Below are 25,946 nucleotides of genomic sequence, written 5' to 3'. Positions count from 1 at the left end.
CAGCGAATATCTAGCCCGCCATGGTCAGGCGATTGCGACCCTCGCGCTTGGCCACATACAGCGCGCTGTCGGCACGGCGCAGCAGGCTTTCGGCGGATTCGCCCGGCAACAGGGTCGAGCAGCCGAGACTCACGGTCAGTTCGATCAATCGATTATTGGCATAGTAATCCTGGGCCTGGGCTGCCTGACGCAGGCGCTCACCGACCATGGCGGCCGCATCACGCCCGGTGTTGGACAGCAGAATCAGAAACTCTTCCCCGCCATAACGGAACACCATATCGACATTACGCAACTGGCCCTTGATCGATGCCGCCACGGCTTTGAGCACGTCGTCGCCGGCGCTGTGACCATGGAGGTCGTTGACCTGTTTGAAATGGTCGATGTCCAGCATCAGCAACGACAACGGTTGCAGGTGCCGGCGGGACATCTCGATTTCACGTTGCAGTGTCTGCTCCATGGCAATACGGTTGCCGGCACCGGTCAGCGGATCACGCAGGGCGCTTTGCGTGGCGGCGCGGTAGAGCAGGGCATTGCGCATCGGATACAGCAGCGCAGACAGCAACGATTCGAGATTGCCCAGTTCCTGTTCGCTGAAACGCTGGTTGCGGCGGAACACCAGCTCACCCATGTGCTCGCCTTCGTGGCTGAGGCGGTAGCTGGCCGAGTGGTGGCCGCGGGCACCGAACTCCAGGCGCAGGTCGCTGCCGTTGTGCACGTAGGTCAAGGCGTCCAGCGGCACCAGACGCTGAACTTCGCGGAAAAACAGACCGAGGATGCGTTGAGGTTCAAGGCTGGTTTGCAGTTGCAGGCTCATTTGCTGGCGCAGTTGCGCCAGGCTGACAGGTCGCGCCAGGAGAGGCGGCTGCTGACCAAAGCCCAGGCGTTGCAATTTGGCACTGTCGAAGTCAATTGCAGTGGTCTGGGAGGGTGATTTCATATGGCGTGAGCCCCTAAGCAGTAAGTCTGTCTTACAGGCTGGGTGAGAGCGGCTATGGGCTGCGCGTCATACTGATCCATCAGTCCCGTAGGACATTTGGCGTAAGTTTAGTCTGCCCGATGACGATTAGTCAGCTATCGAATCAGGCCTTGCCCGACTGCCTTCACTCGGCGTGCTTTGAGGAAATGTAGAGCGAAAGTCGTGCCATACGGTTCATATTTTATTAAAACCGTTTTGAATCAATGGCTTGAGGTTTTGGCGGGAGAAGGGGCGGTGGTTATTTGACTGAATTTGCCGCGCTCAGAGCGGCAATTGCATGCCGCGACGGTATTCCGCCACGGCAACAAATGCGACGTATGGCATTACTGGGCGTTGAAGGCCTGACCATTGATACCGGTGCTGTCCGGGCCCATCAGGTACAGGTAGACCGGCATGATCTCTTCCGGCGTCGGATTGTTCAGCGGGTTTTCACCCGGATACGCCTGAGCACGCATGCTGGTGCGGGTTCCCCCGGGGTTGATGCTGTTGGAGCGGACCGGCGCCACGCCGTCGACTTCGTCGGCCAGGGTTTGCATCAGGCCTTCGGTAGCGAACTTCGATACGCCATAGGCGCCCCAGTAAGCACGCCCCTTGCGCCCGACGCTGCTGGAGGTGAACACCACCGAGGCGTCCTGCGACAGTTTCAGCAGCGGCAGCAGGGTGCTGGTCAGCATGAACATCGCGTTGACGTTGACCTGCATGACACGCATGAAGTTTTCACCGGACAACTGCTCGATCGGCGTGCGCGGGCCAATGATCGAGGCGTTGTGCAGCAGGCCGTCAAGGTGGCCGAACTCGGTCTCGATCATCGCCGCCAGCTCATCGTATTGATGGGGCAGGGCGGTTTCGAGGTTGAACGGGATCACGGCCGGCTGCGGATGCCCGGCCGCTTCGATCTCGTCGTAGACCTGGGTCAGGTTGGCTTCGGTCTTGCCCAGCAGCAGCACGGTCGCGCCATGGGCGGCGTAGGTCCTGGCGGCAGCCGCGCCGATGCCGCGACCGGCACCGGTGACCAGAATGACCCGATCCTTGAGCAATTCGGGGCGAGCGGAGTAATCAAACATAAGAAACCTCTAATCCATTAACTTCTGATCGTTCCCGCATCTTGCGCGGGAATACAGCGATGGTCGCTTTGCAGCACCACTCAGCAACTGCACAGAGCGTTATCCAGCACCTTGCGCAACTCCAGCGGATGATCCACCACCACGTCCGCGCCCCAATGACGAGGGTTGTCGTCGGGGTGAATGTAGCCATAGGTCACGGCAGCGGTCCTGGTGCCGGCGTCACGGCCGGATTCGATATCGCGCAGATCATCGCCGATAAACAGAACACTCGACGGATCCAGATCAAGCATCTTGCAGGCAAGGATCAGCATCTCGGGATCCGGTTTGCTGTTCTTCACGTGATCCGGGCAGATCAGCAGTGCAGAGCGCTCGGCCAGTCCCAGTTGCTGCATGATCGGCTCGGCGAAGCGCAGCGGCTTGTTGGTGACCACACCCCAGACCAGATTGGCTTTCTCGATATCCGCCAGCAATTCGCCCATGCCGTCGAACAGCTTGCTGTGCACGGCGCAGCCCACCAGATAGCGCTCGAGGAACTCCAGACGCAACTCCTCGAAGCCCGGCGACTCCGGATCCATCGAGAACGTCACCGCGACCATGGCCTTGGCGCCGCCGGAGATTTCATCGCGGATGTGTTTGTCGTTCATCGGCGGCAAGCCACGATCCGCGCGCATCGCCTGGCAGATGGCGATGAAGTCCGGCGCGGTGTCGAGCAGAGTGCCGTCCATGTCGAAAAGGACTGCTCTGATGGCCATCGGCTTACTCCTCGCGCAGGGTCTGGATCATGTAGTTGACGTCAACGTCCGCCGCCAGCTTGTAGTGCTTGGTCAGCGGGTTGTAAGTCAGGCCGATGATGTCCTTGACGGTCAGGCCGGCCATGCGGCTCCAGGCACCCAGCTCGGACGGACGGATGAATTTCTTGAAGTCGTGGGTGCCGCGCGGCAGCAGCTTCATGATGTATTCGGCGCCGACGATGGCGAACAGGTACGCCTTCGGATTGCGGTTGATGGTGGAGAAGAACACCTGGCCGCCGGGCTTGACCATGCGGAAACAGGCGCGGATCACCGAGGACGGATCCGGCACGTGCTCGAGCATTTCCAGGCAAGTGACAACGTCGAACTGCTCGGGCATTTCTTCAGCCAGGGCTTCGGCGGTGATCTGGCGGTACTCGACGTTCACCCCGGATTCCAGCTGATGCAGTTGCGCGACCGCCAACGGTGCTTCGCCCATGTCGATGCCGGTCACGGTCGCGCCGCGCTGGGCCATGGCTTCGCTGAGAATGCCGCCGCCGCAACCGACGTCGAGGACCTTTTTGCCGGCCAGGTTGACGCGCTCGTCAATCCAGTTGACCCGCAGCGGGTTGATGTCGTGCAGCGGTTTGAACTCGCTTTCGCGATCCCACCAACGATGGGCCAGGGCTTCGAATTTGGCGATTTCGGCGTGGTCGACGTTGCTCATGATTCAATCCTCTAAAACTTGGAAATGGCTGTAGCCCCGGCGTTTGCTCCGGAGTGTTTACGATTCGGTGTGGCCGCTGATGCGTCGCCCCCAGGCCCGGGCGGTTTCGCCGAGCTGCTGTTCGTCCAGGCGTGTCAGGCGGCGGTCGTCGAGCAACTGTTTGCCGGCGACCCACAGGTGTTTCACGCAGTCGCGACCGGTGGCGTATATAAGCTGCGAGACCGGGTCATAGACCGGTTGTTGCGCCAGGCCGGACAGGTCGAAGGCGACAATGTCTGCGGCCTTGCCGAGCTCCAGCGAGCCGGTCTCGGCTTCGATTCCCAGGGCGCGCGCGCCGTTCAGCGTGGCCATGCGCAGTGCCCTGTGGGCGTCCAGCGCGGTGGCCGAGCCCGCGACGGCTTTGGCCAGCAGAGCGGCGGTTCGGGTTTCGCCCAGCAGGTCCAGGTCATTGTTGCTCGCGGCGCCATCGGTGCCGACCGCGACGTTGACCCCGGCCTGCCACAGGCGCTCCACCGGGCAGAAGCCGCTGGCCAGTTTCAGGTTCGACTCCGGGCAGTGGATCACGCTGGTGTTGCTTTCTACTAGCAACGCCAGGTCGTCATCGCTGATCTGGGTCATGTGCACGGCCTGGAAACGCGGGCCGAGCAGACCGAGGCGACCGAGACGTGCCAGCGGGCGTTCGCCGCGCTGTTCGACCGCTTGCTGTACTTCGAAAGCGGTTTCGTGAACGTGCATGTGGATCGAGGCGTCAAGTTCTTCGGCGATCACGCGGATTTTTTCCAGGTTCTCGTCGCCCACGGTGTAGGGTGCATGAGGGCCGAAGGTGATCTTGATGCGTTCGTGATGCTTCAGGTCGCCGAACAGTTCGACGCCCTGACGAATGGCTTCATCGGCGCTGGCGGCACCCGGAATCGGGAAATCGAGGATCGGAATCGCGATCTGCGCGCGGATTCCGCTGTTGTGCACTCGCTCGCTCGCAACCTTCGGGAAGAAGTACATGTCCGAGAAACAGGTGATGCCACCTTTTATCTGCTCGGCGATGGCCAGGTCGGTGCCGTCACGCACAAAATCTTCATCGACCCATTTGCCCTCGGCCGGCCAGATGTGGTTTTCCAGCCAGGTCATCAGCGGCAGATCGTCGGCCAGGCCACGGAACAGGGTCATCGCGGCGTGGCCGTGGGCGTTGATCAGACCGGGGCTGAGCAGGACGTCCGGCAGTTCGCGGACTTCGGCGGCGTTACACTTCAGCGCTTCGGCACGCGGGCCGATAAACACGATGCGCCCGTCGCGGATGCCCAGGCCATGCTCCTTGAGCACAACGCCTGCGGGTTCGACGGGTACCAGCCAGGTCGGCAGCAATAATAAGTCGAGCACAATGGCAGGTTTCGGCATCGAGGGTCGGTTCCAGTGCTTTTGTAAAGGATGGCGAAGTATACCCGAGCGTCTTCGCGGGGGGATCGCTATAATCGCCGGCTTTTGTTCATGAGTGCGGGGTGAGGGATGCGCGATCGACTGTTGGCTGCGGAGAAAGTAAAGGCCATCGATTGGCGTGATGGCGCGCTCCACCTGCTGGATCAGCGCGTTTTGCCGTTCGAGGAAAACTGGATCGCCTACACCAGCGCCGCCGGCGTGGCCGAGGCAATCCGCTCGATGGTGGTGCGCGGTGCGCCGGCCATCGGCATCAGTGCCGCCTACGGCATCGTGCTGGCGGCCCGTACCCGGATTGCCGAAGGTGGCGACTGGTACGCGGCACTGGAAGAGGATTTCATGCTGCTGGCCGACTCTCGTCCGACAGCGGTCAACCTGTTCTGGGCGTTGAACCGCATGCACGACCGCCTGGATCGCTTGAAGGAAAACGCCGATCCGTTGGTGGCGCTGGAAGCCGAAGCCATCGCCATTCATGAAAGTGATCGCGAAGCCAACCTGACCATGGCTCAACTTGGCGTCGACCTGATCCGCAAGCATCAGGGCAATGCCCAGGCAATTCTGACGCACTGCAACACCGGCGCCCTGGCCACCGGCGGTTTCGGTACGGCGCTCGGAGTGATTCGCGCAGCGTTCATCGAGGGCATGGTCGAGCGTGTCTACGCCGACGAAACCCGGCCGTGGCTGCAAGGCTCGCGGCTGACCGCGTGGGAGCTGGCCAACGAGGGCATTCCGGTGACCCTGAACGCCGACTCCGCCGCTGCGCACATCATGAAGACCAAAGGCGTGACCTGGGTAATCGTCGGCGCCGATCGGATCACCGCCAACGGCGACGTGGCGAACAAGATCGGCACCTATCAACTGGCGGTCAGCGCCATGCATCACGGCGTGCGTTTCATGGTGGTGGCGCCGAGTTCGACCATCGACATGAATCTGGCGAGCGGTGATGACATTCCGATCGAAGAGCGCGACGGCGCCGAGTTGCTGGAAGTCGGTGGCAAACGTGTCGGCGCTGACGTTGAAGCGTTCAACCCGGTATTCGACGTGACCCCGGCGGACCTGATCGATGCAATTGTCACCGAGAAAGGCATCGTCGAGCGCCCGGACACCGCGAAAATGGCCCAGTTGATGTGCCGCAAGCGCCTGCATTGATTGACTCTGGCGTCTATTCGGATATTCGAACGCTATCGCTGACAAGCCAGCTCCCACAGGTTTTGTGCACGCCGCCGATCTTGTGGGAGCTGCGGTGCGACGACTCGACTTGCCAGCGATGAGGCCATAATTGTCAATAAACATCCCCAAATCTCACCTCAAATTCGCATTCAGGGAAGCTCTGAGCCTCTCTCGTCCCCGTTAAGCCTGTCATCGGTCAACTAACTATGCTCCATGCGCATCTGGGGGATAGGTGCGTGGCGGCTCTTGTGATAACATCCGGCGTTTTCCGAGGCAGTCCCACGGGGTTGTCTTCACTGCGCAAATCCAGGGTCAACTTGTCGATTTGTCGTAAGTCGGCGCATGGCACTCGGCCTGCATCGACGAGCTTCGTGCGTCCCCTATGGATATGGCGAAGTTTCACCAGAAAAAGGAATCAGGCTTCTCATGGGCGAACTGGCCAAAGAAATCCTCCCGGTCAATATCGAAGACGAGCTGAAACAGTCCTATCTCGATTACGCGATGAGCGTGATCGTCGGCCGTGCACTGCCGGATGCGCGCGATGGCTTGAAGCCCGTGCACCGTCGCGTGCTGTTCGCGATGAGCGAGCTGGGCAACGACTTCAACAAGCCGTACAAGAAATCTGCCCGTGTTGTCGGTGACGTGATCGGTAAGTATCACCCGCACGGTGATACCGCGGTGTACGACACCATCGTCCGTATGGCGCAGCCGTTCTCGCTGCGTTATCTGCTGGTGGATGGTCAGGGCAACTTCGGTTCGGTGGACGGCGACAACGCCGCGGCCATGCGATACACCGAAGTGCGCATGACCAAGCTGGCGCACGAGCTGCTGGCCGACCTGCACAAGGAAACCGTGGACTGGGTGCCGAACTACGACGGCACCGAACTGATCCCGGCGGTCATGCCGACCCGCGTGCCGAACCTGCTGGTCAACGGTTCCAGCGGTATCGCCGTGGGCATGGCGACCAACATTCCGCCGCACAACCTCGGTGAAGTCATCGACGGTTGCCTGGCCCTCATCGACAATCCCGAGCTGACCGTCGATGAGCTGATGCAATACATCCCCGGTCCGGACTTCCCGACTGCCGCGATCATCAACGGTCGCGCTGGCATCATCGAAGCCTACCGCACCGGCCGTGGCCGCATTTACATGCGCGCCCGCTCGATCATCGAAGACATCGACAAGGTCGGTGGCCGTCAGCAGATCGTCATCACCGAACTCCCTTACCAGCTGAACAAGGCGCGTCTGATCGAGAAGATCGCCGAGCTGGTGAAAGAGAAGAAACTCGAAGGCATCACCGAGCTGCGCGACGAGTCCGACAAGGACGGTATGCGCGTGGTGATCGAGCTGCGTCGCGGCGAAGTGCCTGAGGTGATCCTCAACAACCTCTACGCCCAGACCCAGCTGCAATCGGTATTCGGCATCAACATCGTCGCACTGATCGACGGCCGTCCGCGGATTCTGAACCTCAAGGACCTGCTGGAAGCCTTCGTCCGTCACCGTCGCGAAGTGGTTACCCGCCGTACCGTGTTCGAGCTGCGCAAGGCTCGCGAGCGCGGCCATATCCTCGAAGGTCAGGCCGTTGCCCTGTCGAACATCGACCCGGTGATCGCCCTGATCAAGGCTTCGCCGACGCCGTCGGAAGCCAAGGAAGCGCTGGTCAGCACGCCGTGGGAATCCTCGGCTGTGGTGGCGATGGTTGAGCGTGCCGGTGCCGATTCGTGCCGTCCGGAAAACCTCGATCCGCAATACGGTCTGCGCGACGGCAAGTACTTCCTGTCGCCAGAGCAGGCGCAAGCCATTCTGGAGCTGCGTCTGCACCGCCTGACCGGTCTGGAACACGAAAAGCTGCTGGCCGAGTATCAAGAGATCCTCAACCAGATCGGCGAGCTGATCCGCATCCTCAACAGCGCCGTGCGCCTGATGGAAGTGATCCGCGAAGAGCTGGAAGTGATCCGCGCCGAATACGGCGACGTGCGTCGTACCGAAATTCTCGATGCCCGTCTCGACCTGACCCTGGGCGACATGATCCCGGAAGAAGAGCGCGTCGTGACCATCTCCCACGGTGGCTATGCCAAGACCCAGCCGCTGGCTGCGTACCAGGCCCAGCGTCGTGGCGGTAAAGGCAAATCGGCTACCGGCGTGAAGGATGAGGACTACATCGCTCACCTGCTGGTCGCCAACAGCCACACCACGCTGCTGCTGTTCTCCAGCAAGGGCAAGGTGTACTGGCTGAAAACCTACGAAATTCCGGAAGCATCCCGCGCCGCCCGTGGTCGTCCGCTGGTCAACCTGCTGCCGCTGGATGACGGTGAATACATCACCACCATGCTGCCGGTCGAGGAATACACCGAAGGTCACTACATCTTCATGGCCACCGCCAACGGCACCGTGAAGAAGACGCCGCTGGAATCCTTCAGCCGTCAACGCAGCGTCGGTCTGATCGCGCTGGAGCTGGACGAAGGCGACGTGCTGATCTCCGCAGCGATTACCGATGGCGAGCGTGAAGTAATGCTGTTCTCCGATGGCGGCAAGGTGACCCGCTTCAAGGAATCCGACGTGCGTGCCATGGGCCGTACCGCCCGTGGTGTGCGCGGCATGCGTCTGCCGGAAGGGCAGAAGCTGATTTCGATGCTGATCCCGGAAGAAGGCAGCCAGATCCTCACCGCTTCCGAGCGTGGCTACGGCAAGCGCACCGCGATCACCGAGTTCCCTGAGTACAAGCGTGGCGGCCAGGGCGTGATCGCCATGGTCAGCAACGAGCGTAACGGCCGTCTGGTCGGTGCGGTCCAGGTGCTCGACGGCGAGGAGATCATGCTGATTTCCGACCAGGGCACGCTGGTGCGTACCCGTGTCGACGAAGTCTCCAGTCTGGGTCGTAACACCCAGGGTGTGACCCTGATCAAACTGGCCAAGGATGAAACCCTGGTCGGTCTGGAGCGGGTTCAGGAGCCGTCGGAAGTCGAGGGTGAAGAGCTTGAAGGTGAAGAAGGTGTCGAGCTGGAAGATGGCGTGATCGGCGCCGAACCGGACGATGCGGTCGACAACCTGCAGGCGGACGCCGCAGACGAAGAAGAGTCGCAAGACTAACCAAATCGTAGCAGGGCAGAGTGTTTGCTCTGTCCGCTACCGTGATTGCATAGCGAGAGTGGATGTGAGCAAACGAGCCTTTAACTTCTGCGCAGGTCCCGCTGCGCTGCCTGAAGCTGTCCTGTTGCGTGCCCAGTCCGAGATGCTCGACTGGCACGGCAAGGGTCTGTCGGTCATGGAAATGAGCCATCGCAGTGATGACTACGTCGCCATTGCCGAAAAGGCCGAACAAGACCTGCGCGACCTGCTGTCCATCCCCTCCAATTACAAAGTGCTGTTCCTGCAGGGCGGCGCGAGCCAACAGTTCGCCGAAATTCCGCTGAACCTGCTGCCCGAGAACGGCACTGCCGACTATGTCGAAACCGGCATCTGGTCGAAGAAAGCCATCGAGGAAGCGCGTCGCTTCGGCAACATCAATGTTGCTGCCAGCGCCAAGCCTTATGACTACCTGGCCATCCCTGGCCAGAATGAGTGGAATTTGACCCCGGGTGCGGCCTATCTGCACTACGCGTCCAACGAAACCATCGGCGGCCTGCAGTTTGACTGGGTTCCCGAGACCGGTGACGTTCCGCTGGTGGTCGACATGTCCTCCGATATCCTCTCGCGTCCGATCGATGTGTCGCAGTACGGCCTGATCTATGCCGGCGCGCAGAAGAACATCGGCCCGAGCGGTCTGGTGGTGGTGATCGTCCGTGAAGACCTGCTCGGTCGTGCCCGCAGTTCGTGCCCGACCATGCTCGACTACAAGATCTCGGCCGATAACGGCTCGATGTACAACACCCCGGCCACCTATTCCTGGTACCTCTCGGGTCTCGTCTTCGAGTGGCTGAAGGAGCAGGGCGGCGTTGCCGCGATGGAGCAGCGCAACAAGGCGAAGAAAGATCGCCTGTACGGCTTCATCGACAACAGCGACTTCTATACCAATCCGATCAGCACCAACGCCCGCTCGTGGATGAACGTGCCGTTCCGTCTGGCTGACGAGCGTCTGGACAAGGCGTTCCTGGCCGGCGCCGACGCCCGTGGCCTGCTCAACCTCAAGGGTCATCGTTCGGTCGGCGGCATGCGTGCCTCGATCTACAACGCCCTGGGTCTGGACGCCGTCGAAGCGCTGGTCGGCTACATGGCTGAATTCGAGAAGGAGCATTCCTGATGTCCGAGCAGGAGCTCAAGGCGCTGCGCGTTCGCATTGATAACCTGGATGAAAAGATTCTCCAGCTGATCAGCGATCGCGCGCGCTGCGCCGAAGAAGTTGCCCGGGTCAAGATGGCCAGTCTGGCCGAAGGCGAGCAGCCGGTGTTCTACCGTCCCGAGCGTGAGGCGCAGGTCCTCAAGCGCGTGATGGAGCGCAACAAGGGGCCGCTGGGCAATGAAGAGATGGCGCGCTTGTTCCGCGAAATCATGTCTTCGTGCCTGGCCCTCGAGAACCCGCTGAAAGTGGCTTATCTCGGTCCGGAAGGCACCTTCACCCAGGCGGCGGCCATGAAGCACTTCGGTCACGCGGTGATCAGCAAGCCGATGGCGGCGATTGACGAAGTGTTCCGTGAAGTGGCAGCCGGTGCGGTGAACTTTGGCGTGGTGCCGGTGGAGAACTCCACTGAAGGCGCGGTCAACCACACCCTCGACAGCTTCCTCGAGCACGACATGGTGATCTGCGGCGAAGTCGAGCTGCGGATTCACCACCACCTGTTGGTCGGTGAAAACACCAAGACCGACAGCATCAGCCGTATCTATTCCCACGCCCAGTCGCTGGCCCAGTGCCGCAAATGGCTGGACGCCCATTATCCGAATGTCGAGCGCGTGGCGGTGTCCAGCAACGCCGAGGCGGCCAAGCGGGTCAAGGGCGAATGGAACTCGGCGGCGATCGCCGGTGACATGGCGGCCGGGCTCTATGGCCTGACCCGTCTGGCCGAGAAGATCGAGGATCGCCCGGACAACTCCACGCGCTTCCTGATGATCGGTAACCAGGAAGTGCCGCCGACCGGCGACGACAAGACTTCGATCATCGTGTCCATGAGCAACAAGCCCGGCGCACTCCACGAGCTGCTGGTGCCGTTCCATGACAACGGGATCGACCTGACCCGGATCGAAACCCGTCCGTCGCGCAGCGGCAAATGGACCTACGTGTTCTTCATCGACTTCGTCGGTCATCACCGTGATCCGCTGATCAAAGGTGTACTGGAAAAGATCAGTCAGGAAGCAGTAGCACTCAAGGTGCTGGGTTCCTACCCGAAAGCAGTTCTTTAAGGGGTGGTAGCAATGAGTGGCAACTTCCTCGCTCTGGCACAGCCGGGCGTGCAGCAACTTTCGCCATACGTGCCGGGCAAGCCCGTGGACGAACTGGCCCGCGAGCTGGACCTGGATCCGGCGAGCATTGTCAAACTGGCGAGCAACGAAAACCCGCTGGGCGCCAGCCCGAAAGCGCTGGCCGCCATCCGCGAAGCGCTGGATGAGCTGACCCGTTATCCGGACGGCAACGGTTTTGCCTTGAAATCCCTGCTGGCCGAGCAGTGCCGTGTCGAGCTGAACCAGGTGACCCTGGGCAACGGTTCCAACGACATTCTCGAGCTGGTGGCGCGCGCCTATCTGGCGCCGGGCCTGAATGCGGTGTTCAGCGAGCACGCGTTCGCGGTTTACCCGATCGCGACCCAGGCGGTCGGCGCTCAGGCGAAGGTCGTTCCGGCCAAGGATTGGGGGCATGACCTGCCGGCGATGCTGGCCGCCATCGACGCCAACACCCGTGTCGTGTTTATCGCCAACCCGAACAACCCGACGGGCACCTGGTTCGGCGCCGAAGCGCTGGACGAGTTCCTGCAGGATGTGCCGGAGCATGTGCTGGTGGTGCTGGACGAGGCGTACATCGAATACGCCGAAGGCAGTGATCTGCCGGACGGTCTGGACTTCCTCGCGGCTTATCCGAACCTGCTGGTTTCGCGCACCTTCTCCAAGGCCTACGGTCTGGCGGCGCTGCGCGTAGGTTACGGCCTGTCCACTCCGGTGGTGGCGGACGTGCTGAACCGGGTACGTCAGCCATTCAACGTCAATAGCCTGGCCCTGGCCGCGGCGTGTGCAGCGCTGAAGGATGAGGAATATCTGGCGCAGAGTCGTCAGCTCAACGAGTCCGGCATGCAACAGCTGGAGGCGGGTTTTCGCGAGCTGGGCCTGAGCTGGATTCCGTCCAAGGGCAACTTCATTTGCGTCGACCTCGGTCAAGTGGCGGCTCCGGTGTTTCAGGGCCTGCTGCGCGAAGGCGTGATCGTGCGCCCGGTGGCCAACTACGGCATGCCGAACCATCTGCGGGTGACCATTGGTCTGCCGGCAGAAAACAGCCGCTTCCTTGAGGCGCTGCGCAAGGTTCTGGCTCGTGGGTGATGTCACTGCGCTGCAATCTGCTGCACCTATGATCGGGCGCCTGGTGGTGGTCGGTCTGGGGTTGATCGGTGGTTCGTTTGCCAAAGGCTTGCGTGAAAGCGGCGTCTGTCGCGAAGTGGTCGGGGTCGATCTCGACCCGCAATCGCGCAAGCTGGCGGTTGAGTTGGGTGTCGTGGATCGCTGTGAAGATGACCTGGTGGCGGCTTGCCGGGGTGCGGACGTGATCCAGTTGGCGGTGCCGATCCTGGCCATGGAAAAAGTGCTGGCCCGTCTGGCCGACATGGATCTGGGGCAGGCGATCCTGACGGATGTCGGCAGCGCCAAAGGCAATGTGGTGCGCGCGGCGACCGAAGCGTTCGGCGGCATGCCGTCGCGCTTCGTGCCGGGGCATCCGATTGCCGGCTCCGAGCAGAGCGGGGTGGAAGCCTCCAACTCGGAGCTGTTCCGCCGTCATAAAGTGATTCTGACCCCGCTGGAGCAGACCGATCCGGCCGCCCTGGCCGTGGTCGATCGCTTGTGGCGCGAGCTGGGCGCCGACGTCGAGCACATGCAGGTCGAGCGTCACGATGAAGTGCTGGCCGCGACCAGTCATCTGCCGCACCTGCTGGCCTTCGGTCTGGTCGATTCGCTGGCCAAGCGCAATGAAAACCTTGAGATCTTCCGTTACGCTGCGGGCGGTTTCCGTGATTTCACAAGAATCGCCGGAAGCGACCCGGTCATGTGGCATGACATCTTTCTCGCCAATCGCGAGGCTGTCCTGCGCACACTCGATACATTTCGCAGCGACCTCGACGCCTTGCGCGACGCGGTCGATGCAGGGGATGGGCACCAATTGTTGGGCGTCTTCACGCGCGCCCGGGTTGCCCGCGAGCATTTCAGTAAAATCCTGGCCCGCAGGGCCTATGTGGACGCTATGAATTCCAACGATCTGATTTTCCTGGCTCAACCTGGTGGCCGCCTGTCCGGTCGGATTCGCGTACCGGGTGACAAATCGATTTCCCACCGTTCGATCATGCTCGGTTCTCTGGCTGAAGGCGTCACCGAAGTCGAAGGCTTCCTCGAGGGCGAAGACGCCCTGGCGACCTTGCAGGCGTTCCGCGACATGGGCGTGGTCATCGAAGGCCCGCATCACGGCCGCGTGACCATTCACGGTGTCGGCCTGCACGGCTTGAAGCCTGCGCCGGGCCCGATCTATCTGGGCAACTCCGGCACTTCGATGCGCCTGCTGTCCGGCCTGCTGGCCGCGCAGGACTTCGACAGCACCCTGACCGGTGATGCTTCGCTGTCCAAGCGTCCGATGAATCGCGTCGCCAACCCGCTGCGGGAAATGGGCGCCGTGATCGAAACCGCTGCCGAGGGTCGTCCACCGATGACCATTCGTGGCGGTCACAAGCTCAAGGGCCTGACCTACACCATGCCGATGGCCAGCGCACAGGTTAAATCCTGCCTGCTGCTGGCGGGTCTGTACGCCGAAGGCAAGACCACCGTCACCGAGCCGGCCCCGACCCGTGACCACACCGAGCGCATGCTGCGCGGCTTCGGCTACCCGGTGAGCGTTAACGGTGCCACGGCATCGGTTGAGTCCGGCGGCAAGCTGACCGCGACCCACATCGAAGTGCCGGGCGACATCTCGTCTTCGGCATTCTTCCTGGTGGCCGCGTCGATCGCCGAAGGTTCGGAGCTGGTGCTCGAACACGTCGGCATCAACCCGACCCGTACCGGCGTGATCGACATTCTGCTTCTGATGGGCGCCGACATCACTCTGGAAAACCAGCGTGAAGTGGGTGGCGAGCCGGTAGCGGATCTTCGTGTACGGGCGGCTAAACTCAAAGGTATCGAGATTCCGGAAGCGCTGGTTCCACTGGCCATCGACGAATTCCCGGTGCTGTTCGTGGCCGCGGCCTGTGCCGAGGGGCGCACCGTGCTGACCGGCGCCGAAGAGCTGCGGGTCAAGGAATCGGACCGTATCCAGGTCATGGCGGATGGTTTGCTGGCGCTGGGCGTCAAATGCGAACCGACCCCGGACGGCATCATCATCGACGGCGGCCAGATCGGCGGCGGCGAAGTGCATGGTCATGGCGATCACCGTATCGCGATGGCATTCAGCGTGGCCTCGCTACGCGCCACGGCACCAATCCGCATCCATGACTGCGCCAACGTCGCGACATCGTTCCCGAATTTCCTGGCGCTCTGCGCGCAGGTCGGCATTCGTGTGGCGCAAGAGGCTCAGTCGTGAACAACATTGCTCCGGTCATCACCATCGACGGGCCAAGCGGCTCGGGCAAAGGCACCGTAGCCGGGATTCTGGCCAAGCGTCTGGGCTGGAACCTGCTGGACTCCGGTGCGTTGTATCGCCTGCTGGCGTTCGCGGCGCACAACCATGGTGTGGACCTGACCAATGAAGAGTTGCTGAAGAAACTGGCCGCTCATCTGGATGTGCAGTTCATCGCGGCGACCGACGGTCAGTTGCAACGCATCATTCTGGAAGGTGACGAAGTCAGCGATGTCATCCGCACTGAAAGCGTCGGTTCCGGCGCTTCGCAGGTGGCTGCATTGCCCGCCGTGCGCGAGGCGCTGCTTCAGCGTCAGCGTGCATTTCAGGAAGCGCCGGGTCTGGTGGCCGATGGTCGCGACATGGGCACGGTGGTGTTTCCCGATGCGCCACTGAAGATTTTCCTGACCGCCAGTGCCGAGGAGCGGGCGCGCCGTCGATATTTGCAGTTGAAGGGCAAGGTCGAGGGTGTTAGTCTGTCGAGTCTGCTAGATGAGATCCGTGCGCGCGACGAGCGCGATACCCAGCGAGCGGTGGCCCCGCTCAAACCGGCGGCCGACGCGATACAGCTGGATTCCACGGAGTTGTCCATCGATCAGGTGCTTGAACGCATCATGAGCGAGATTGCCATTCGCGATATCGCCGGGTGACCAAGAAGGCCGCAGGGGACCAGTCATAGTCCTGTGGTGCTTCTTTTTAATGAAACTAACCCACATCGTCTGGGGTGTGGAGATGGGCGTATTTTTCGCCCTAATCAACAGGAATTAAAATGAGCGAAAGCTTTGCGGAACTCTTTGAAGAAAGCCTAAAGACCCTGAACCTTCAGGCAGGCTCCATCATCACCGGTGTTATCGTTGATATCGATTACCAGGCTCGCTGGGTAACCGTTCACGCTGGCCTGAAGTCCGAAGCACTGATCCCTCTGGAGCAGTTCTACAACGACGCTGGCGAACTGAACATCAACGTCGGTGACGAAGTTCACGTTGCGCTGGACTCGGTTGAAGACGGTTTCGGTGAAACCAAGCTGTCCCGTGAAAAAGCCAAGCGCGCTGAATGCTGGATCGTTCTGGAAGCAGCCTTCGCAGCCGAGGAAGTGGTCAAGGGCGTTATCAACGGTAAGGTTAAAGGCGGCTTCACTGTCGACGTTAACGGCATCCGTGCGTTCCTGCCAGGTTCCCTGGTTGACGTCCGTCCAGTGCGCGACACCACGCACCTGGAAGGCAAAGAGCTGGAATTCAAGGTCATCAAGCTGGACCAGAAGCGCAACAACGTTGTCGTTTCCCGTCGCAGCGTCCTGGAAGCCGAGAACTCCGCCGAGCGTGAAGCTCTGCTGGAATCCCTGCAGGAAGGCCAGCAAGTCAAAGGTATCGTCAAAAACCTCACCGATTACGGCGCATTCGTCGATCTGGGTGGCGTGGACGGCCTGCTGCACATCACCGACATGGCCTGGAAGCGCATCAAGCATCCTTCCGAGATCGTCAACGTTGGTGACGAAATCGATGTCAAGGTTCTGAAATACGATCGCGAACGCAACCGTGTTTCCCTGGGCCTGAAACAACTGGGCGAAGATCCATGGGTTGCTATCAAAGCCCGTTACCCAGAAGGCACTCGCGTTACCGCTCGTGTAACCAACCTGACCGACTACGGCTGCTTCGCTGAGCTGGAAGAAGGTGTTGAAGGTCTGGTGCACGTTTCGGAAATGGACTGGACCAACAAGAACATCCACCCTTCGAAAGTCGTACAAGTCGGCGACGAAGTGGAAGTCATGGTTCTGGACATCGACGAAGAGCGTCGTCGTATCTCCCTGGGCATCAAGCAGTGCAAGTCGAACCCATGGGAAGACTTCTCTGGCCAGTTCAACAAGGGCGACAAGATCTCCGGCACCATCAAGTCGATCACCGATTTCGGTATCTTCATTGGTCTGGACGGCGGCATCGACGGTCTGGTTCACCTGTCCGACATCTCCTGGAACGAAGTGGGCGAAGAAGCCGTACGTCGTTTCAAGAAGGGCGACGAGCTGGACACCGTTATCCTGTCGGTTGACCCGGAGCGTGAGCGTATCTCCCTGGGTATCAAGCAACTGGAAAGCGATCCGTTCTCCGAGTACGTCTCGGTTAACGACAAGGGCGCAATCGTTACTGGCACCGTGAAAGAAGTTGACGCCAAAGGCGCCATCATCGTTCTGGCTGACGATATCGAAGCAACTCTGAAAGCCTCCGAAATCAGCCGTGACCGCGTTGAAGACGCGCGCAACGTTCTGAAAGAAGGCCAGCAAGTAGAAGCCAAGATCATCAGCGTTGATCGTAAGAGCCGCGTAATCCAGCTGTCGATCAAATCGAAAGACGATGCTGAAGAGAAAGAAGCCATCCAGAGCCTGAAAGCAGCTCCGGAAGGCGAAGCAGCTGACACCACTATGGCGGCACTGCTGCGTCAGGCAATGGCCAAACAGAACTGAGTTCTGTCTGATCATGAAAAAGGGCGACTTCGGTCGCCCTTTTTTGTGCCTGCGATTTGGTGGGGTATCGCTCTCTGTCTGTTCGGGTGAAACCATTCCCTTTGCCGGGCGGTCTGTTTCTTTAATCGGATCAATCGTCTATTCGCGTCTAGGCTTAGTCTGAAGATTGCAGTAGTCGGGCGGGCGCCTGGCATAAGGAAGTGAATGAGCAAATTTATAGTGTTTATAGGTGTCTTGATATTGGCGGGTTGCACAACGAGCGCCAAGACCCATGCGGTGCGTGGAGTCAGTGGTATCGAGGTTGACTGTTCCGGCTTGGGTTCGGGCTGGGAGAAGTGTCAGAAGCGTGCCGCCAAGGAATGCAAGGGGGCGGGGTATAAGGTGGTCACGCGATCCGATGACGCCCGGGATGAGGATGAGTTTCCCTTTGGCTTCAATCCGGCAGGATACGTCACCCGAACCATGTTGGTGATTTGTCGGTGAGTCAGCGTTGGCGGCCTTGTCATCCGATGCCCTGAAAATGGGCGTTTCGGCGAGCGGAAAGATATGTCAAGCCCTGGGCTGTTCAAAATCTTCCGGGCGTGCTAAAACCTTTCAAGCGCTGATCTAGCTGCTTGAAAAAGAAGGGAAAAATATGACGAAGTCGGAGTTGATCGAACGAATTGTCACCCATCAGGGGCTGCTCTCATCCAAGGATGTGGAGCTGGCCATCAAGACCATGCTTGAGCAAATGTCCCAGTGTCTGGCCACGGGGGATCGAATCGAGATCCGTGGTTTTGGCAGCTTTTCCTTGCACTATCGTGCGCCGCGTGTCGGTCGCAATCCAAAGACCGGTCAGTCCGTCAGCCTTGACGGTAAATTCGTTCCGCATTTCAAGCCAGGCAAAGAGCTGCGCGATCGCGTGAATGAAGAAGAGGAGGAGGGGGCTTGACGGTCACCGTTACGCAAGGAGTTGCTCATGAATAATATCAAGCGCATTCTGCTTTCCGTTCTGATTCTATTGCTTGTGTTGGCGATCCTTGCGTTCGTTCTCGAAAATCAGCAATCGGTCTCCCTGTTGTTTCTTGGTTGGGAGGGGCCGCAGCTCCCGGTTTCGGTTATCACGGTTGGTGCATTGCTGGCGGGCATGCTGATCGGGCCGTTTTTTGGCTGGTTTCTGGGACGTTCGTCCAGGGCTTCACGCAAGCGTCTGGTCTGATTGCGACATTGAAGGAAAGGCGAACTAAACTTTAGCCACAGCTTGTCTATATCCATTAGTAAAACGTTCATTAAGCTGTAAAATGCTGCGCTTGTTCGATAGTGGCATATTCCCACGTCGGTACAAACTGACTCTGGTCAGAAGCCCCGGCTGGATTGATGGCTTTTGCGTTCATGGATTAGACAGTGCTCGGTTGGCAGCCCTGTCAGCAACTCAAGGGTATGGTTTCGCGTGAAAATTCTAGTAACCGGCGGCGCCGGGTTTATCGGCTCGGCAGTCATCCGTCATATCATTTCCAATACTACCGACGCAGTGATCAACGTCGATAAGTTGACGTATGCGGGTAACCTTGAGTCGCTGGCTGAAGTCAGCGGTAATTCGCGCTATGCATTCGAACGCGTCGATATCTGCGATCGTGAGCAGATCGACCGTATTTTGCGTGAGCATCAACCAGATGCCATCATGCACCTGGCTGCGGAATCTCATGTCGATCGCTCGATCAGTGGTCCGTCCGAGTTCATTCAGACCAACATCATCGGTACTTACACTCTGCTGGAAGCCGCTCGCCACTATTGGGCGGCACTGGATGATGTGCGTAAAGCCAACTTCCGTTTCCATCATATTTCGACCGACGAAGTTTACGGTGATCTTGAAGGCCCGGAAGACCTTTTCACCGAAACGACGCCTTATCAGCCAAGCTCGCCTTATTCGGCCAGCAAGGCCAGCTCCGATCACCTCGTTCGCGCCTGGGCTCGCACTTATGGTCTGCCGACATTGGTGACCAACTGCTCGAACAACTACGGCCCTTGCCACTTCCCGGAGAAATTGATTCCGCTGATCATTCTCAATGCACTGGAAGGCAAACCTCTGCCGGTTTACGGAAAAGGCAATCAGGTTCGCGACTGGCTGTATGTCGAAGACCACGCTCGTGCGTTGTACAAAGTCGTGACCGAAGGCGTCGTCGGCGAGACATACAACATTGGCGGCCATAACGAAAAACAGAACATTGAAGTAGTGAACACGCTGTGCGCACTGCTTGATGAGCTGCGTCCAGACTCGGCGCATCGTCCTCATGCAAGCCTGATCACTTACGTGCAGGACCGTCCTGGTCACGACCAGCGCTATGCGATCGATGCAAGCAAGATTCAGCGCGAGCTGGGCTGGACTCCGGAAGAAACATTTGAAACCGGCATTCGCAAGACTGTTGAATGGTACTTGAACAATACTGACTGGGTTGCTCACGTGAAGAGCGGCAGTTACCAGCAGTGGATTGATCAAAATTATGCGGATCGCTCAAACAAGGCATGAAAATCCTCCTGCTGGGTAAGAACGGCCAGGTCGGCTGGGAGTTGCAACGCTCTCTGGCACCACTGGGCGAGCTGATTGCACTGGATCGCCATTCGGTCGATGGATTGAGTGGTGATTTATCGAATCTTGAGGGTTTGCGTTCGACGATCCGCCAGATAAAGCCTGATGTCATTGTCAACGCTGCGGCTTACACCGCCGTTGACAAGGCCGAGACTGAAGTCGAGCTGGCAGCGCGCGTCAATGCTCAGGCGAGCGGCGTCCTGGCTGAAGAGGCTGCGGTTCTTGGCGCCTGGCTGGTTCACTACTCGACCGACTATGTCTTCAGTGGGCAAGGTGTCACGCCTTGGCAGGAAACGGATAGCGTAGCGCCGGTCAACGCATACGGTGCGAGCAAACTGGCCGGCGAACAGCTCATCACCGCGTCGGGTTGCAAGCATCTGATTTTCCGCACAAGCTGGGTATATGGTGCGCGCGGCAGCAATTTTGCCAAGACCATGTTGCGTCTTGCCGCTGATCGCGAAAGCTTGAACGTGATCGCCGATCAGATCGGTGCGCCAACCGGTGCGGACCTGATTGCGGACGTCACCGCGTTGGCCATTCGAAAGGCCTTTCAGCGCCCTGAACTGTCGGGGTTGTATCACCTGGCAGCCAGCGGTGAAGTCTCCTGGCATGGCTATGCCAGCCACGTGATCGCATTTGCCAAGGCCAATGGCGAACAGCTTGCCGTACAGGCCGTGAATCCGATCGATACCACCGCTTATCCGACCCCCGCGCGCCGGCCGTTGAATTCACGTTTGAATACTCAGAAGCTGCGCGATAATTTTTCTCTACACTTGCCGGATTGGCAAAGTGGTGTAACCCGAATGCTTAGGGAAGTTTTGAACAAATGACCACGACAAATCGTAAAGGCATCATCCTCGCTGGTGGTTCGGGTACGCGCCTGCACCCGTTGACTCTGGGTGTCTCCAAGCAAATGTTGCCGATTTACGACAAGCCGATGATTTTCTATCCGCTTTCGGTGCTGATGCTGGCGGGTATGCGGGAAATCCTGATTATTTCCACTCCGGATGATCTGCCGTGTTTCCGCAAGCTGCTGGGCGATGGCAGTCTGTATGGCATCAAGCTCACTTATGCCGAACAACCGAGCCCGGATGGCCTGGCGCAAGCGTTCATCATTGGTGAAGAGTTCATCGGTCAGGACCCATGCTGCCTGATTCTGGGCGACAACATTTTCTACGGTCAGCACTTCTCGGACAATTTGCGTTCTGCCAGCTCTCAGCAGCAGGGGGCTACCGTTTTCGGCTACCACGTCTCCGACCCGGAGCGCTTTGGGGTCGTCGAGTTTGACCAGAACGGGCGCGCGCTGAGCATCGAAGAAAAACCACTGAAGCCCAAGTCCAACTATGCGGTAACAGGCCTGTATTTCTACGATAACGATGTTGTCGAGATTGCCAAAAACATCAAGCCTTCGGAGCGTGGAGAGCTGGAAATTACCGACGTGAATCGTGCGTACCTCGAACGCAAGACGCTCAACGTCGAAATGCTGGGCCGTGGTTTTGCCTGGCTGGATACCGGTACTCACGACTCGTTGCTGGAGGCCAGTCACTTCGTTCATACCATCGAGCAGCGTCAAGGCTTGAAAGTCGCCTGCCTGGAAGAAATTGCCTATCACAACGGCTGGATCACCGCCGCCGAACTGGAAGCTCAGGCAGACGCCCTGAAAAAAACCGGTTATGGACAGTATCTGAGAAAACTTTTGGACATGAGCGCTCGCTGATCAGAGTGTTGTCTGTTGCCATTAGCGTAACCATCATGCAAACAGGAAAGGCATGCCAGTCAGATCTCCCAGGGTTGCAGTTTTGCTGGCTGCCTACAATGGAATGCAGTGGATCGAAGAGCAGCTTGATTCGATTCTTAACCAGTCGGGCGTCGACGTAGCTGTTTATATCAGCGTCGATCGCTCTACTGATGGTACGCAGGCCTGGTGCGCGGCTTACGCGGTCGATCATCCCTGCGTCACGCTACTTCCTGAGGCAGGGAAGTTCGGCGGAGCATCACGCAATTTCTTTCGATTGATGCGTGATGTGGAGTTCGAGCCTTATGATTTCGTAGCGTTTGCCGACCAGGACGATGTCTGGCACGTTGAAAAACTGCAGCGAGCAATCGCTGCGATTCAATCTCTCCAGGTTGAAGCGTACTCAAGCAACGTTACGGCTTTTTGGCCGGACGGTAAAACTTCCCTTCTGGACAAGGCACAACCCCAGGTCGCATGGGACTACCTGTTCGAGGCTGCCGGGCCGGGTTGCACTTATGTATTCAATAAGCAATTTTCTCAAACCCTGAAAAAATCGATGCTCGATCATTGGCAGGAATTGCAGAAGGTCAGCCTGCACGATTGGTACTTCTATGCGTATGCCCGTAGCCATGGTTTTCGTTGGCATATCGATCCGCAACCCACCATGGAATACCGCCAACATGAAAACAATCAGGTTGGCGCCAACACAGGGTTGAGCTCGTTGGTTTCACGCTACAAAACCATTCATGACGGCTGGTGGTTCGCACAGGTGCGCATGATTACTTTGTTGGTCGGGCAGGGCGATGACCCGTTTGTGAAAAGCTGGCTACAACTGCGACGTCGGCAATTGATGAAGTTGTCATTCAGTGCGTGGAAGTGTCGACGCCGTGTCCGGGATAAAATCTTTTTCTTTTTCATTTGCTGGGCAACTGCCTTGTTGGGGAATAAGCATTCATGAGCGCTCTTCGAGTACTGGTGACGGGCGCCAATGGATTTGTCGGGGAAGCCGTGGTTTTCAGTTTATTGCTGAACAAGCGTTTTTCTCCGATTGCGGCAGCGCGGGGCTCAACCCGGCTGAGCGGATTATGTACGGTTGTGTCTTTCGATCTTGCCGACTCAGCAAACTTGCCTTCGCTTGTTGCTGTCGACGTTGTAATTCATGCCGCGGCCCGTGTGCACGTCATGAAAGAAACAGCAGCAGACGCATTGGCGGAGTTTCGCAAGATCAACGTTGAAGGCACTTTCAGGTTGGCGCAGCACGCTGCCGCCTCGGGTGTAAAGCGCTTCATCTTCATAAGCTCAATCAAGGTCAATGGCGAAAGTACTGCCGAGGGCAAACCGTTCAAGGCAGATGACACGCCGGCGCCGTCCGATGCTTATGGTGTATCCAAATACGAAGCTGAAGAACGATTGAAGCAGCTCAGTCGGGAAACCGGTATGGAAGTTGTCATCATTCGTCCACCGCTGGTCTACGGGCCGGGCGTCAAAGCCAACTTTCTCAGCATGATGCGTTGGCTGGACAGGGGCGTGCCGCTGCCATTGGGGGCGATCTCCAATCAACGAAGCCTTGTCGCCATTGGCAATCTGGTGGATTTGATCATTACTTGTATCAGCCACTCGAAAGCTGCGGGCGAAACTTTTCTGGTCAGCGATGGCGAGGACTTGTCCACAACGGGGCTCTTGCAGCGCCTGGCCCGTGCGCTAGGGAAAAAGCCGCGATTGTTAAAGTTTCCGCAGTGGTTGCTGGTGACCGTGGCCTCGGTATTGGGCAGGCATGCGCTCGCTCAACGAATTTGCGGGTCGCTGCAAGTTGATACTCAAAAGACTCGCGAACTATTGGACTGGAGGCCGCCCGTTAACGTCGATGAAGCCATGCTCAAGACTGCGTGCCACTATTTTAAAGAGCAATCGAAATGATTTTTTGCTGGCAGCTGCTCGCGGTATTCCTGGCTTCCTGGATGTTGACATTGATTTTGCGTCGATATGCATTGGCAAAAAGCCTGATGGATGTGCCGAATGAGCGCAGTTCTCATACTGTCCCTACGCCTCGCGGAGGAGGGGTGGCAATTGTTGTCACCTTCCTCGCAGCTTTGCCGTTCATGACTCTCTCGGGCCTGATGAGTTCGGCGTTGATGTATGCACTGTCAGGTGCCGGTATTTTGGTTGCGGTATTGGGTTTCGCCGATGATCACGGACATATCGCAGCGCGGTGGAGGCTGCTTGGGCATTTCGCTGCGGCCGCATGGGCGCTCTTCTGGCTTGGAGGCATGGCTCCCGTAGCGTTTTTTGGGGCAGTGATTGATCTCGGTATGGCGGGTACGGTACTGGCGTTGATTTATCTGGTCTGGATGCTCAATCTGTACAACTTCATGGATGGTATCGATGGAATTGCCAGTGTCGAAGCCATCTGCGCGTGTGTCGGTGTTTGCCTGGTATATGGTTTGACGGGGCACCTCGATTTCACGTGGGTCGCGCTCGCGCTGGCCGCCGCGGTCGGTGGGTTCTTATGTTGGAATTTTCCACCTGCCCGTATTTTCATGGGGGATGCGGGAAGCGGATTCCTGGGGTTCGTGCTGGGGGTGCTCAGTCTGCATGCCGCTTGGTCGGCGCCCGAGTTGCTTTGGAGTTGGGTGATTCTACTGGGCGTATTCATCGTCGATGCGACGTGGACGCTGTGCCGACGCCTGATCAACGGTGATAAGGTCTATCAGGCTCACCGTAGTCACGCCTATCAATACGCATCCCGGCAATACCAAAGCCATAAGGCTGTGGTGTTCGCCGTTATCGGCATCAACGTTGTGTGGCTGCTTCCTCTGTCGATAGCAGTGGGAATGGGCCTCGTCCCCGAATTGGTCGGCGTGGCGATCGCCTACTGTCCTCTGGTTTTGCTGGCCTGTCTGTACCATGCGGGCAAGCGGGAAGAGGTATCACAATAGTCGCCTCCTTCATGACTCCTTCTCGCGTTTGCTGGCTAAATGCCGATGATCCAGGCGGCCGATGATTGGCGCACTTGTCGCACGGTCCACGGTCCACGAGCCGGGAGAGAGTCGGAGGGCGGTCAGCGGGTTCGACAATGAAAGGTTGCAGATGATGATATGATTCGCAGCCGCCAGCGGGGGAGCGGAGCGCCAGCGCTTGAGCTTGAAAGGCGTCCGCCAGGTTTCATTCATAGTTTGTATACGCATGCTCTTCGATACATGCGAAGTTGATTGGCTCGGGAGCAGGAAATGCTGCATAAAGACAATAATTTAAATTTGTTACGGCTTATCGCCGCGCTGATGGTTCTTTATGCGCACTCTTTCATGTTCTACGGAAAGCCGGCCGTCGGCTTTTTGGGGCTTAGTTCCTATGGCGGCCTTGGGATCGATATATTTTTTGTAATCAGCGGTTACTTAATTACGAAAAGCTGGGCTTCCAATCCGGTGCCTCGCGATTTTCTGATGAAGCGGGCTTTAAGAATATTTCCAGCCCTGATCGTTGTCGTGTTGATCAGCATGCTTTTGCTCGGACCGATTTTCTCGACGCTCAGTTTGAAAGAGTACTTTTTACACCCGTACTTTACCGGTTATCTGAAAAACATCATTCTGAAACCGGTATTTTCATTACCAGGTGTATTTGAACAGTCAAAGGTTCCGGGCGCCGTGAATGGCTCATTGTGGAGCCTGCCTGTCGAGTTCTTCATGTATCTGGTGGTCATGGGGCTGGGCATGCTGTTCAAGGGGGGGCGCCTGGTCTATGCCGCGGTCACGGCGCTGTTCGCGGCGGTGGTGGTGTTCTGGTGCTGGCGGGATGCCCCCATGGTGGTGATCTACGGAACCGATATCCGGCAAGTATTCCTGACCGGTGTCTATTTTATGATCGGTGCCTGTTTTGCAAAATTTCGCCTGGAGCGCTGGCTTAGCCTTTCAGGCGTTTTTGTAATGCTGATGGCGACCATTTTGCTTGCGCCTTATCCCGAATTCACCAATGTCCTGCCATGGATTACCGTGCCCTATATCGTGTTGGCTTATGGATTGTCCAGTAGTTGGCTGGGCAGTTTTGTCAATAAAGTGGGTGACTGCTCCTACGGAGTCTACATCTATGCTTTCCCGGTGCAGCAGGCTGTCTTGCTTAAGTATCCGGATATCTCTTTCGGCACTTATCTTTCGGTCACGATTTTGATTTCGTTGGCCCTGGGATATTGCTCCTGGCATTTGATTGAAAAAAGAGCGTTGAAATTCAAACCGAAAGAGCTGGCACCTTCAACCGATCAAACGCTCGTGGCTCGACCGGGCGTACAGTCTGTCAATGCTGAAAGCCAAGGCGCTGGGGGCTCTGGAAATTGATACATCAGAAAGGTCATCACGTAGGGAAGATGTTATGAGTC

General features: G+C 58.5%; 23 protein-coding genes. 18 read left to right on the top strand and 5 right to left on the bottom strand.

Going from position 1 to position 25,946, the window contains the following annotated elements; all coding sequences use genetic code 11:
* Window positions 1-10: 10 nt before the first annotated feature.
* From QLG12_RS28150 to QLG12_RS28130, 5 genes are all read right to left on the bottom strand, one after another.
* Window positions 11-937: a GGDEF domain-containing protein gene (locus tag QLG12_RS28150; protein WP_085655148.1), complete on the bottom strand. Its 927-nt coding sequence runs from the start codon at window positions 935-937 to the stop codon at window positions 11-13.
* A gap of 362 nt (window positions 938-1,299) precedes the next feature.
* Window positions 1,300-2,040 carry a YciK family oxidoreductase gene (locus tag QLG12_RS28145; protein WP_197869144.1) on the bottom strand — a complete coding sequence of 247 codons (741 nt, stop codon included), beginning with the start codon at window positions 2,038-2,040 and terminating at the stop codon, window positions 1,300-1,302.
* A gap of 80 nt (window positions 2,041-2,120) precedes the next feature.
* Window positions 2,121-2,792 carry an N-acetylmuramic acid 6-phosphate phosphatase MupP gene (gene mupP / locus QLG12_RS28140; protein WP_197869143.1) on the bottom strand — a complete coding sequence of 224 codons (672 nt, stop codon included), beginning with the start codon at window positions 2,790-2,792 and terminating at the stop codon, window positions 2,121-2,123.
* 4 nt (window positions 2,793-2,796) lie between these two features.
* Window positions 2,797-3,495 (bottom strand): bifunctional 2-polyprenyl-6-hydroxyphenol methylase/3-demethylubiquinol 3-O-methyltransferase UbiG, encoded by a 699-nt coding sequence (ubiG, locus tag QLG12_RS28135; protein WP_007950906.1) that lies wholly within the window; start codon window positions 3,493-3,495, stop codon window positions 2,797-2,799.
* A gap of 57 nt (window positions 3,496-3,552) precedes the next feature.
* The gene (locus QLG12_RS28130; RefSeq protein WP_236196767.1) at window positions 3,553-4,887 is read right to left on the bottom strand and encodes a TRZ/ATZ family hydrolase; all 1,335 of its coding nucleotides are present in this window, start codon (window positions 4,885-4,887) and stop codon (window positions 3,553-3,555) included.
* A 108-nt stretch (window positions 4,888-4,995) separates the two neighbouring features.
* Here QLG12_RS28130 and mtnA point away from each other — a divergent pair, with 108 nt between their 5' ends.
* The 18 genes from mtnA (at window position 4,996) to QLG12_RS28040 (ending at window position 25,905) form a co-directional block, all read left to right on the top strand.
* Window positions 4,996-6,072, top strand: a complete 1,077-nt coding sequence (mtnA, locus tag QLG12_RS28125) for an S-methyl-5-thioribose-1-phosphate isomerase (protein WP_282475596.1) — start codon at window positions 4,996-4,998, stop codon at window positions 6,070-6,072.
* A 447-nt stretch (window positions 6,073-6,519) separates the two neighbouring features.
* Window positions 6,520-9,183: a DNA gyrase subunit A gene (gene gyrA, locus QLG12_RS28120; RefSeq protein WP_282475595.1), complete on the top strand. Its 2,664-nt coding sequence runs from the start codon at window positions 6,520-6,522 to the stop codon at window positions 9,181-9,183.
* A gap of 64 nt (window positions 9,184-9,247) precedes the next feature.
* The gene (gene serC / locus QLG12_RS28115; RefSeq protein ID WP_197869140.1) at window positions 9,248-10,333 is read left to right on the top strand and encodes a 3-phosphoserine/phosphohydroxythreonine transaminase; all 1,086 of its coding nucleotides are present in this window, start codon (window positions 9,248-9,250) and stop codon (window positions 10,331-10,333) included.
* A complete protein-coding gene (gene pheA, locus QLG12_RS28110) occupies window positions 10,333-11,427 on the top strand; it encodes a prephenate dehydratase (RefSeq protein ID WP_007950913.1) in 1,095 nt (364 codons plus the stop codon). The genes serC and pheA overlap by 1 nt, the downstream gene beginning before the upstream one ends.
* Window positions 11,428-11,439: 12 nt before the next feature.
* Window positions 11,440-12,552, top strand: a complete 1,113-nt coding sequence (gene hisC, locus QLG12_RS28105) for a histidinol-phosphate transaminase (protein ID WP_007950914.1) — start codon at window positions 11,440-11,442, stop codon at window positions 12,550-12,552.
* A gap of 28 nt (window positions 12,553-12,580) precedes the next feature.
* Window positions 12,581-14,788: a bifunctional prephenate dehydrogenase/3-phosphoshikimate 1-carboxyvinyltransferase gene (locus QLG12_RS28100; RefSeq protein ID WP_282475625.1), complete on the top strand. Its 2,208-nt coding sequence runs from the start codon at window positions 12,581-12,583 to the stop codon at window positions 14,786-14,788.
* Window positions 14,785-15,474 (top strand): (d)CMP kinase, encoded by a 690-nt coding sequence (cmk, locus tag QLG12_RS28095; protein WP_007973641.1) that lies wholly within the window; start codon window positions 14,785-14,787, stop codon window positions 15,472-15,474. Before QLG12_RS28100 ends, cmk begins: the two co-directional genes overlap by 4 nt.
* 119 nt (window positions 15,475-15,593) lie before the next feature.
* On the top strand, window positions 15,594-17,279 hold the full coding sequence (gene rpsA, locus QLG12_RS28090; RefSeq protein WP_039770554.1) for a 30S ribosomal protein S1: 1,686 nt from the start codon (window positions 15,594-15,596) through the stop codon (window positions 17,277-17,279).
* Between the two features lie 204 nt (window positions 17,280-17,483).
* A complete protein-coding gene (locus tag QLG12_RS28085; RefSeq protein ID WP_282475594.1) occupies window positions 17,484-17,762 on the top strand; it encodes a hypothetical protein in 279 nt (92 codons plus the stop codon).
* A 151-nt stretch (window positions 17,763-17,913) separates the two neighbouring features.
* A complete protein-coding gene (ihfB, locus tag QLG12_RS28080) occupies window positions 17,914-18,210 on the top strand; it encodes an integration host factor subunit beta (protein WP_007950920.1) in 297 nt (98 codons plus the stop codon).
* A 27-nt stretch (window positions 18,211-18,237) separates the two neighbouring features.
* Window positions 18,238-18,477, top strand: a complete 240-nt coding sequence (locus QLG12_RS28075; protein WP_282475593.1) for a LapA family protein — start codon at window positions 18,238-18,240, stop codon at window positions 18,475-18,477.
* 231 nt (window positions 18,478-18,708) lie between these two features.
* Window positions 18,709-19,785, top strand: a complete 1,077-nt coding sequence (rfbB, locus tag QLG12_RS28070; RefSeq protein ID WP_197869230.1) for a dTDP-glucose 4,6-dehydratase — start codon at window positions 18,709-18,711, stop codon at window positions 19,783-19,785.
* Complete coding sequence (gene rfbD / locus QLG12_RS28065) at window positions 19,782-20,675, top strand: dTDP-4-dehydrorhamnose reductase (RefSeq protein WP_197869135.1); 894 nt, start codon at window positions 19,782-19,784, stop codon at window positions 20,673-20,675. The genes rfbB and rfbD overlap by 4 nt, the downstream gene beginning before the upstream one ends.
* Window positions 20,672-21,562, top strand: a complete 891-nt coding sequence (gene rfbA / locus QLG12_RS28060; protein ID WP_134827701.1) for a glucose-1-phosphate thymidylyltransferase RfbA — start codon at window positions 20,672-20,674, stop codon at window positions 21,560-21,562. The genes rfbD and rfbA overlap by 4 nt, the downstream gene beginning before the upstream one ends.
* Window positions 21,563-21,614: 52 nt before the next feature.
* Window positions 21,615-22,538: a glycosyltransferase family 2 protein gene (locus QLG12_RS28055; protein WP_197869134.1), complete on the top strand. Its 924-nt coding sequence runs from the start codon at window positions 21,615-21,617 to the stop codon at window positions 22,536-22,538.
* A complete protein-coding gene (locus QLG12_RS28050) occupies window positions 22,535-23,497 on the top strand; it encodes an SDR family oxidoreductase (protein ID WP_197869133.1) in 963 nt (320 codons plus the stop codon). Before QLG12_RS28055 ends, QLG12_RS28050 begins: the two co-directional genes overlap by 4 nt.
* Window positions 23,494-24,516, top strand: a complete 1,023-nt coding sequence (locus QLG12_RS28045; RefSeq protein ID WP_282475592.1) for a glycosyltransferase family 4 protein — start codon at window positions 23,494-23,496, stop codon at window positions 24,514-24,516. Before QLG12_RS28050 ends, QLG12_RS28045 begins: the two co-directional genes overlap by 4 nt.
* 291 nt (window positions 24,517-24,807) lie before the next feature.
* Complete coding sequence (locus QLG12_RS28040; RefSeq protein WP_197869131.1) at window positions 24,808-25,905, top strand: acyltransferase; 1,098 nt, start codon at window positions 24,808-24,810, stop codon at window positions 25,903-25,905.
* The last annotated feature ends 41 nt before the right edge of the window (window positions 25,906-25,946 follow it).

It is taken from the genome of Pseudomonas sp. V88_4, from assembly GCF_029967985.1.
Lineage (GTDB): Bacteria > Pseudomonadota > Gammaproteobacteria > Pseudomonadales > Pseudomonadaceae > Aquipseudomonas > Aquipseudomonas glycinae.
Note: the sequence above shows the minus strand (reverse complement) of the source record. Positions and strands in the feature narration are given on the sequence as shown.

Excerpts from the sequence above, each read along its gene's own strand:
- QLG12_RS28085 (WP_282475594.1), top strand. The coding sequence starts at position 17,484 with ATGAGCAAATTTATAGTGTTTATAGGTGTCTTGATATTGGCGGGTTGC.
- QLG12_RS28130 (WP_236196767.1), bottom strand. The coding sequence starts at position 4,887 with ATGCCGAAACCTGCCATTGTGCTCGACTTATTATTGCTGCCGACCTGG.
- QLG12_RS28045 (WP_282475592.1), top strand. The coding sequence starts at position 23,494 with ATGATTTTTTGCTGGCAGCTGCTCGCGGTATTCCTGGCTTCCTGGATG.
- QLG12_RS28100 (WP_282475625.1), top strand. The coding sequence starts at position 12,581 with ATGATCGGGCGCCTGGTGGTGGTCGGTCTGGGGTTGATCGGTGGTTCG.
- QLG12_RS28150 (WP_085655148.1), bottom strand. The coding sequence starts at position 937 with ATGAAATCACCCTCCCAGACCACTGCAATTGACTTCGACAGTGCCAAA.
- pheA (WP_007950913.1), top strand. The coding sequence starts at position 10,333 with ATGTCCGAGCAGGAGCTCAAGGCGCTGCGCGTTCGCATTGATAACCTG.
- QLG12_RS28075 (WP_282475593.1), top strand. The coding sequence starts at position 18,238 with ATGAATAATATCAAGCGCATTCTGCTTTCCGTTCTGATTCTATTGCTT.
- QLG12_RS28145 (WP_197869144.1), bottom strand. The coding sequence starts at position 2,040 with ATGTTTGATTACTCCGCTCGCCCCGAATTGCTCAAGGATCGGGTCATT.
- mtnA (WP_282475596.1), top strand. The coding sequence starts at position 4,996 with ATGCGCGATCGACTGTTGGCTGCGGAGAAAGTAAAGGCCATCGATTGG.
- QLG12_RS28050 (WP_197869133.1), top strand. The coding sequence starts at position 22,535 with ATGAGCGCTCTTCGAGTACTGGTGACGGGCGCCAATGGATTTGTCGGG.
- QLG12_RS28040 (WP_197869131.1), top strand. The coding sequence starts at position 24,808 with ATGCTGCATAAAGACAATAATTTAAATTTGTTACGGCTTATCGCCGCG.
- QLG12_RS28055 (WP_197869134.1), top strand. The coding sequence starts at position 21,615 with ATGCCAGTCAGATCTCCCAGGGTTGCAGTTTTGCTGGCTGCCTACAAT.
- gyrA (WP_282475595.1), top strand. The coding sequence starts at position 6,520 with ATGGGCGAACTGGCCAAAGAAATCCTCCCGGTCAATATCGAAGACGAG.
- rfbD (WP_197869135.1), top strand. The coding sequence starts at position 19,782 with ATGAAAATCCTCCTGCTGGGTAAGAACGGCCAGGTCGGCTGGGAGTTG.
- hisC (WP_007950914.1), top strand. The coding sequence starts at position 11,440 with ATGAGTGGCAACTTCCTCGCTCTGGCACAGCCGGGCGTGCAGCAACTT.
- ihfB (WP_007950920.1), top strand. The coding sequence starts at position 17,914 with ATGACGAAGTCGGAGTTGATCGAACGAATTGTCACCCATCAGGGGCTG.
- rfbA (WP_134827701.1), top strand. The coding sequence starts at position 20,672 with ATGACCACGACAAATCGTAAAGGCATCATCCTCGCTGGTGGTTCGGGT.
- mupP (WP_197869143.1), bottom strand. The coding sequence starts at position 2,792 with ATGGCCATCAGAGCAGTCCTTTTCGACATGGACGGCACTCTGCTCGAC.
- rpsA (WP_039770554.1), top strand. The coding sequence starts at position 15,594 with ATGAGCGAAAGCTTTGCGGAACTCTTTGAAGAAAGCCTAAAGACCCTG.
- ubiG (WP_007950906.1), bottom strand. The coding sequence starts at position 3,495 with ATGAGCAACGTCGACCACGCCGAAATCGCCAAATTCGAAGCCCTGGCC.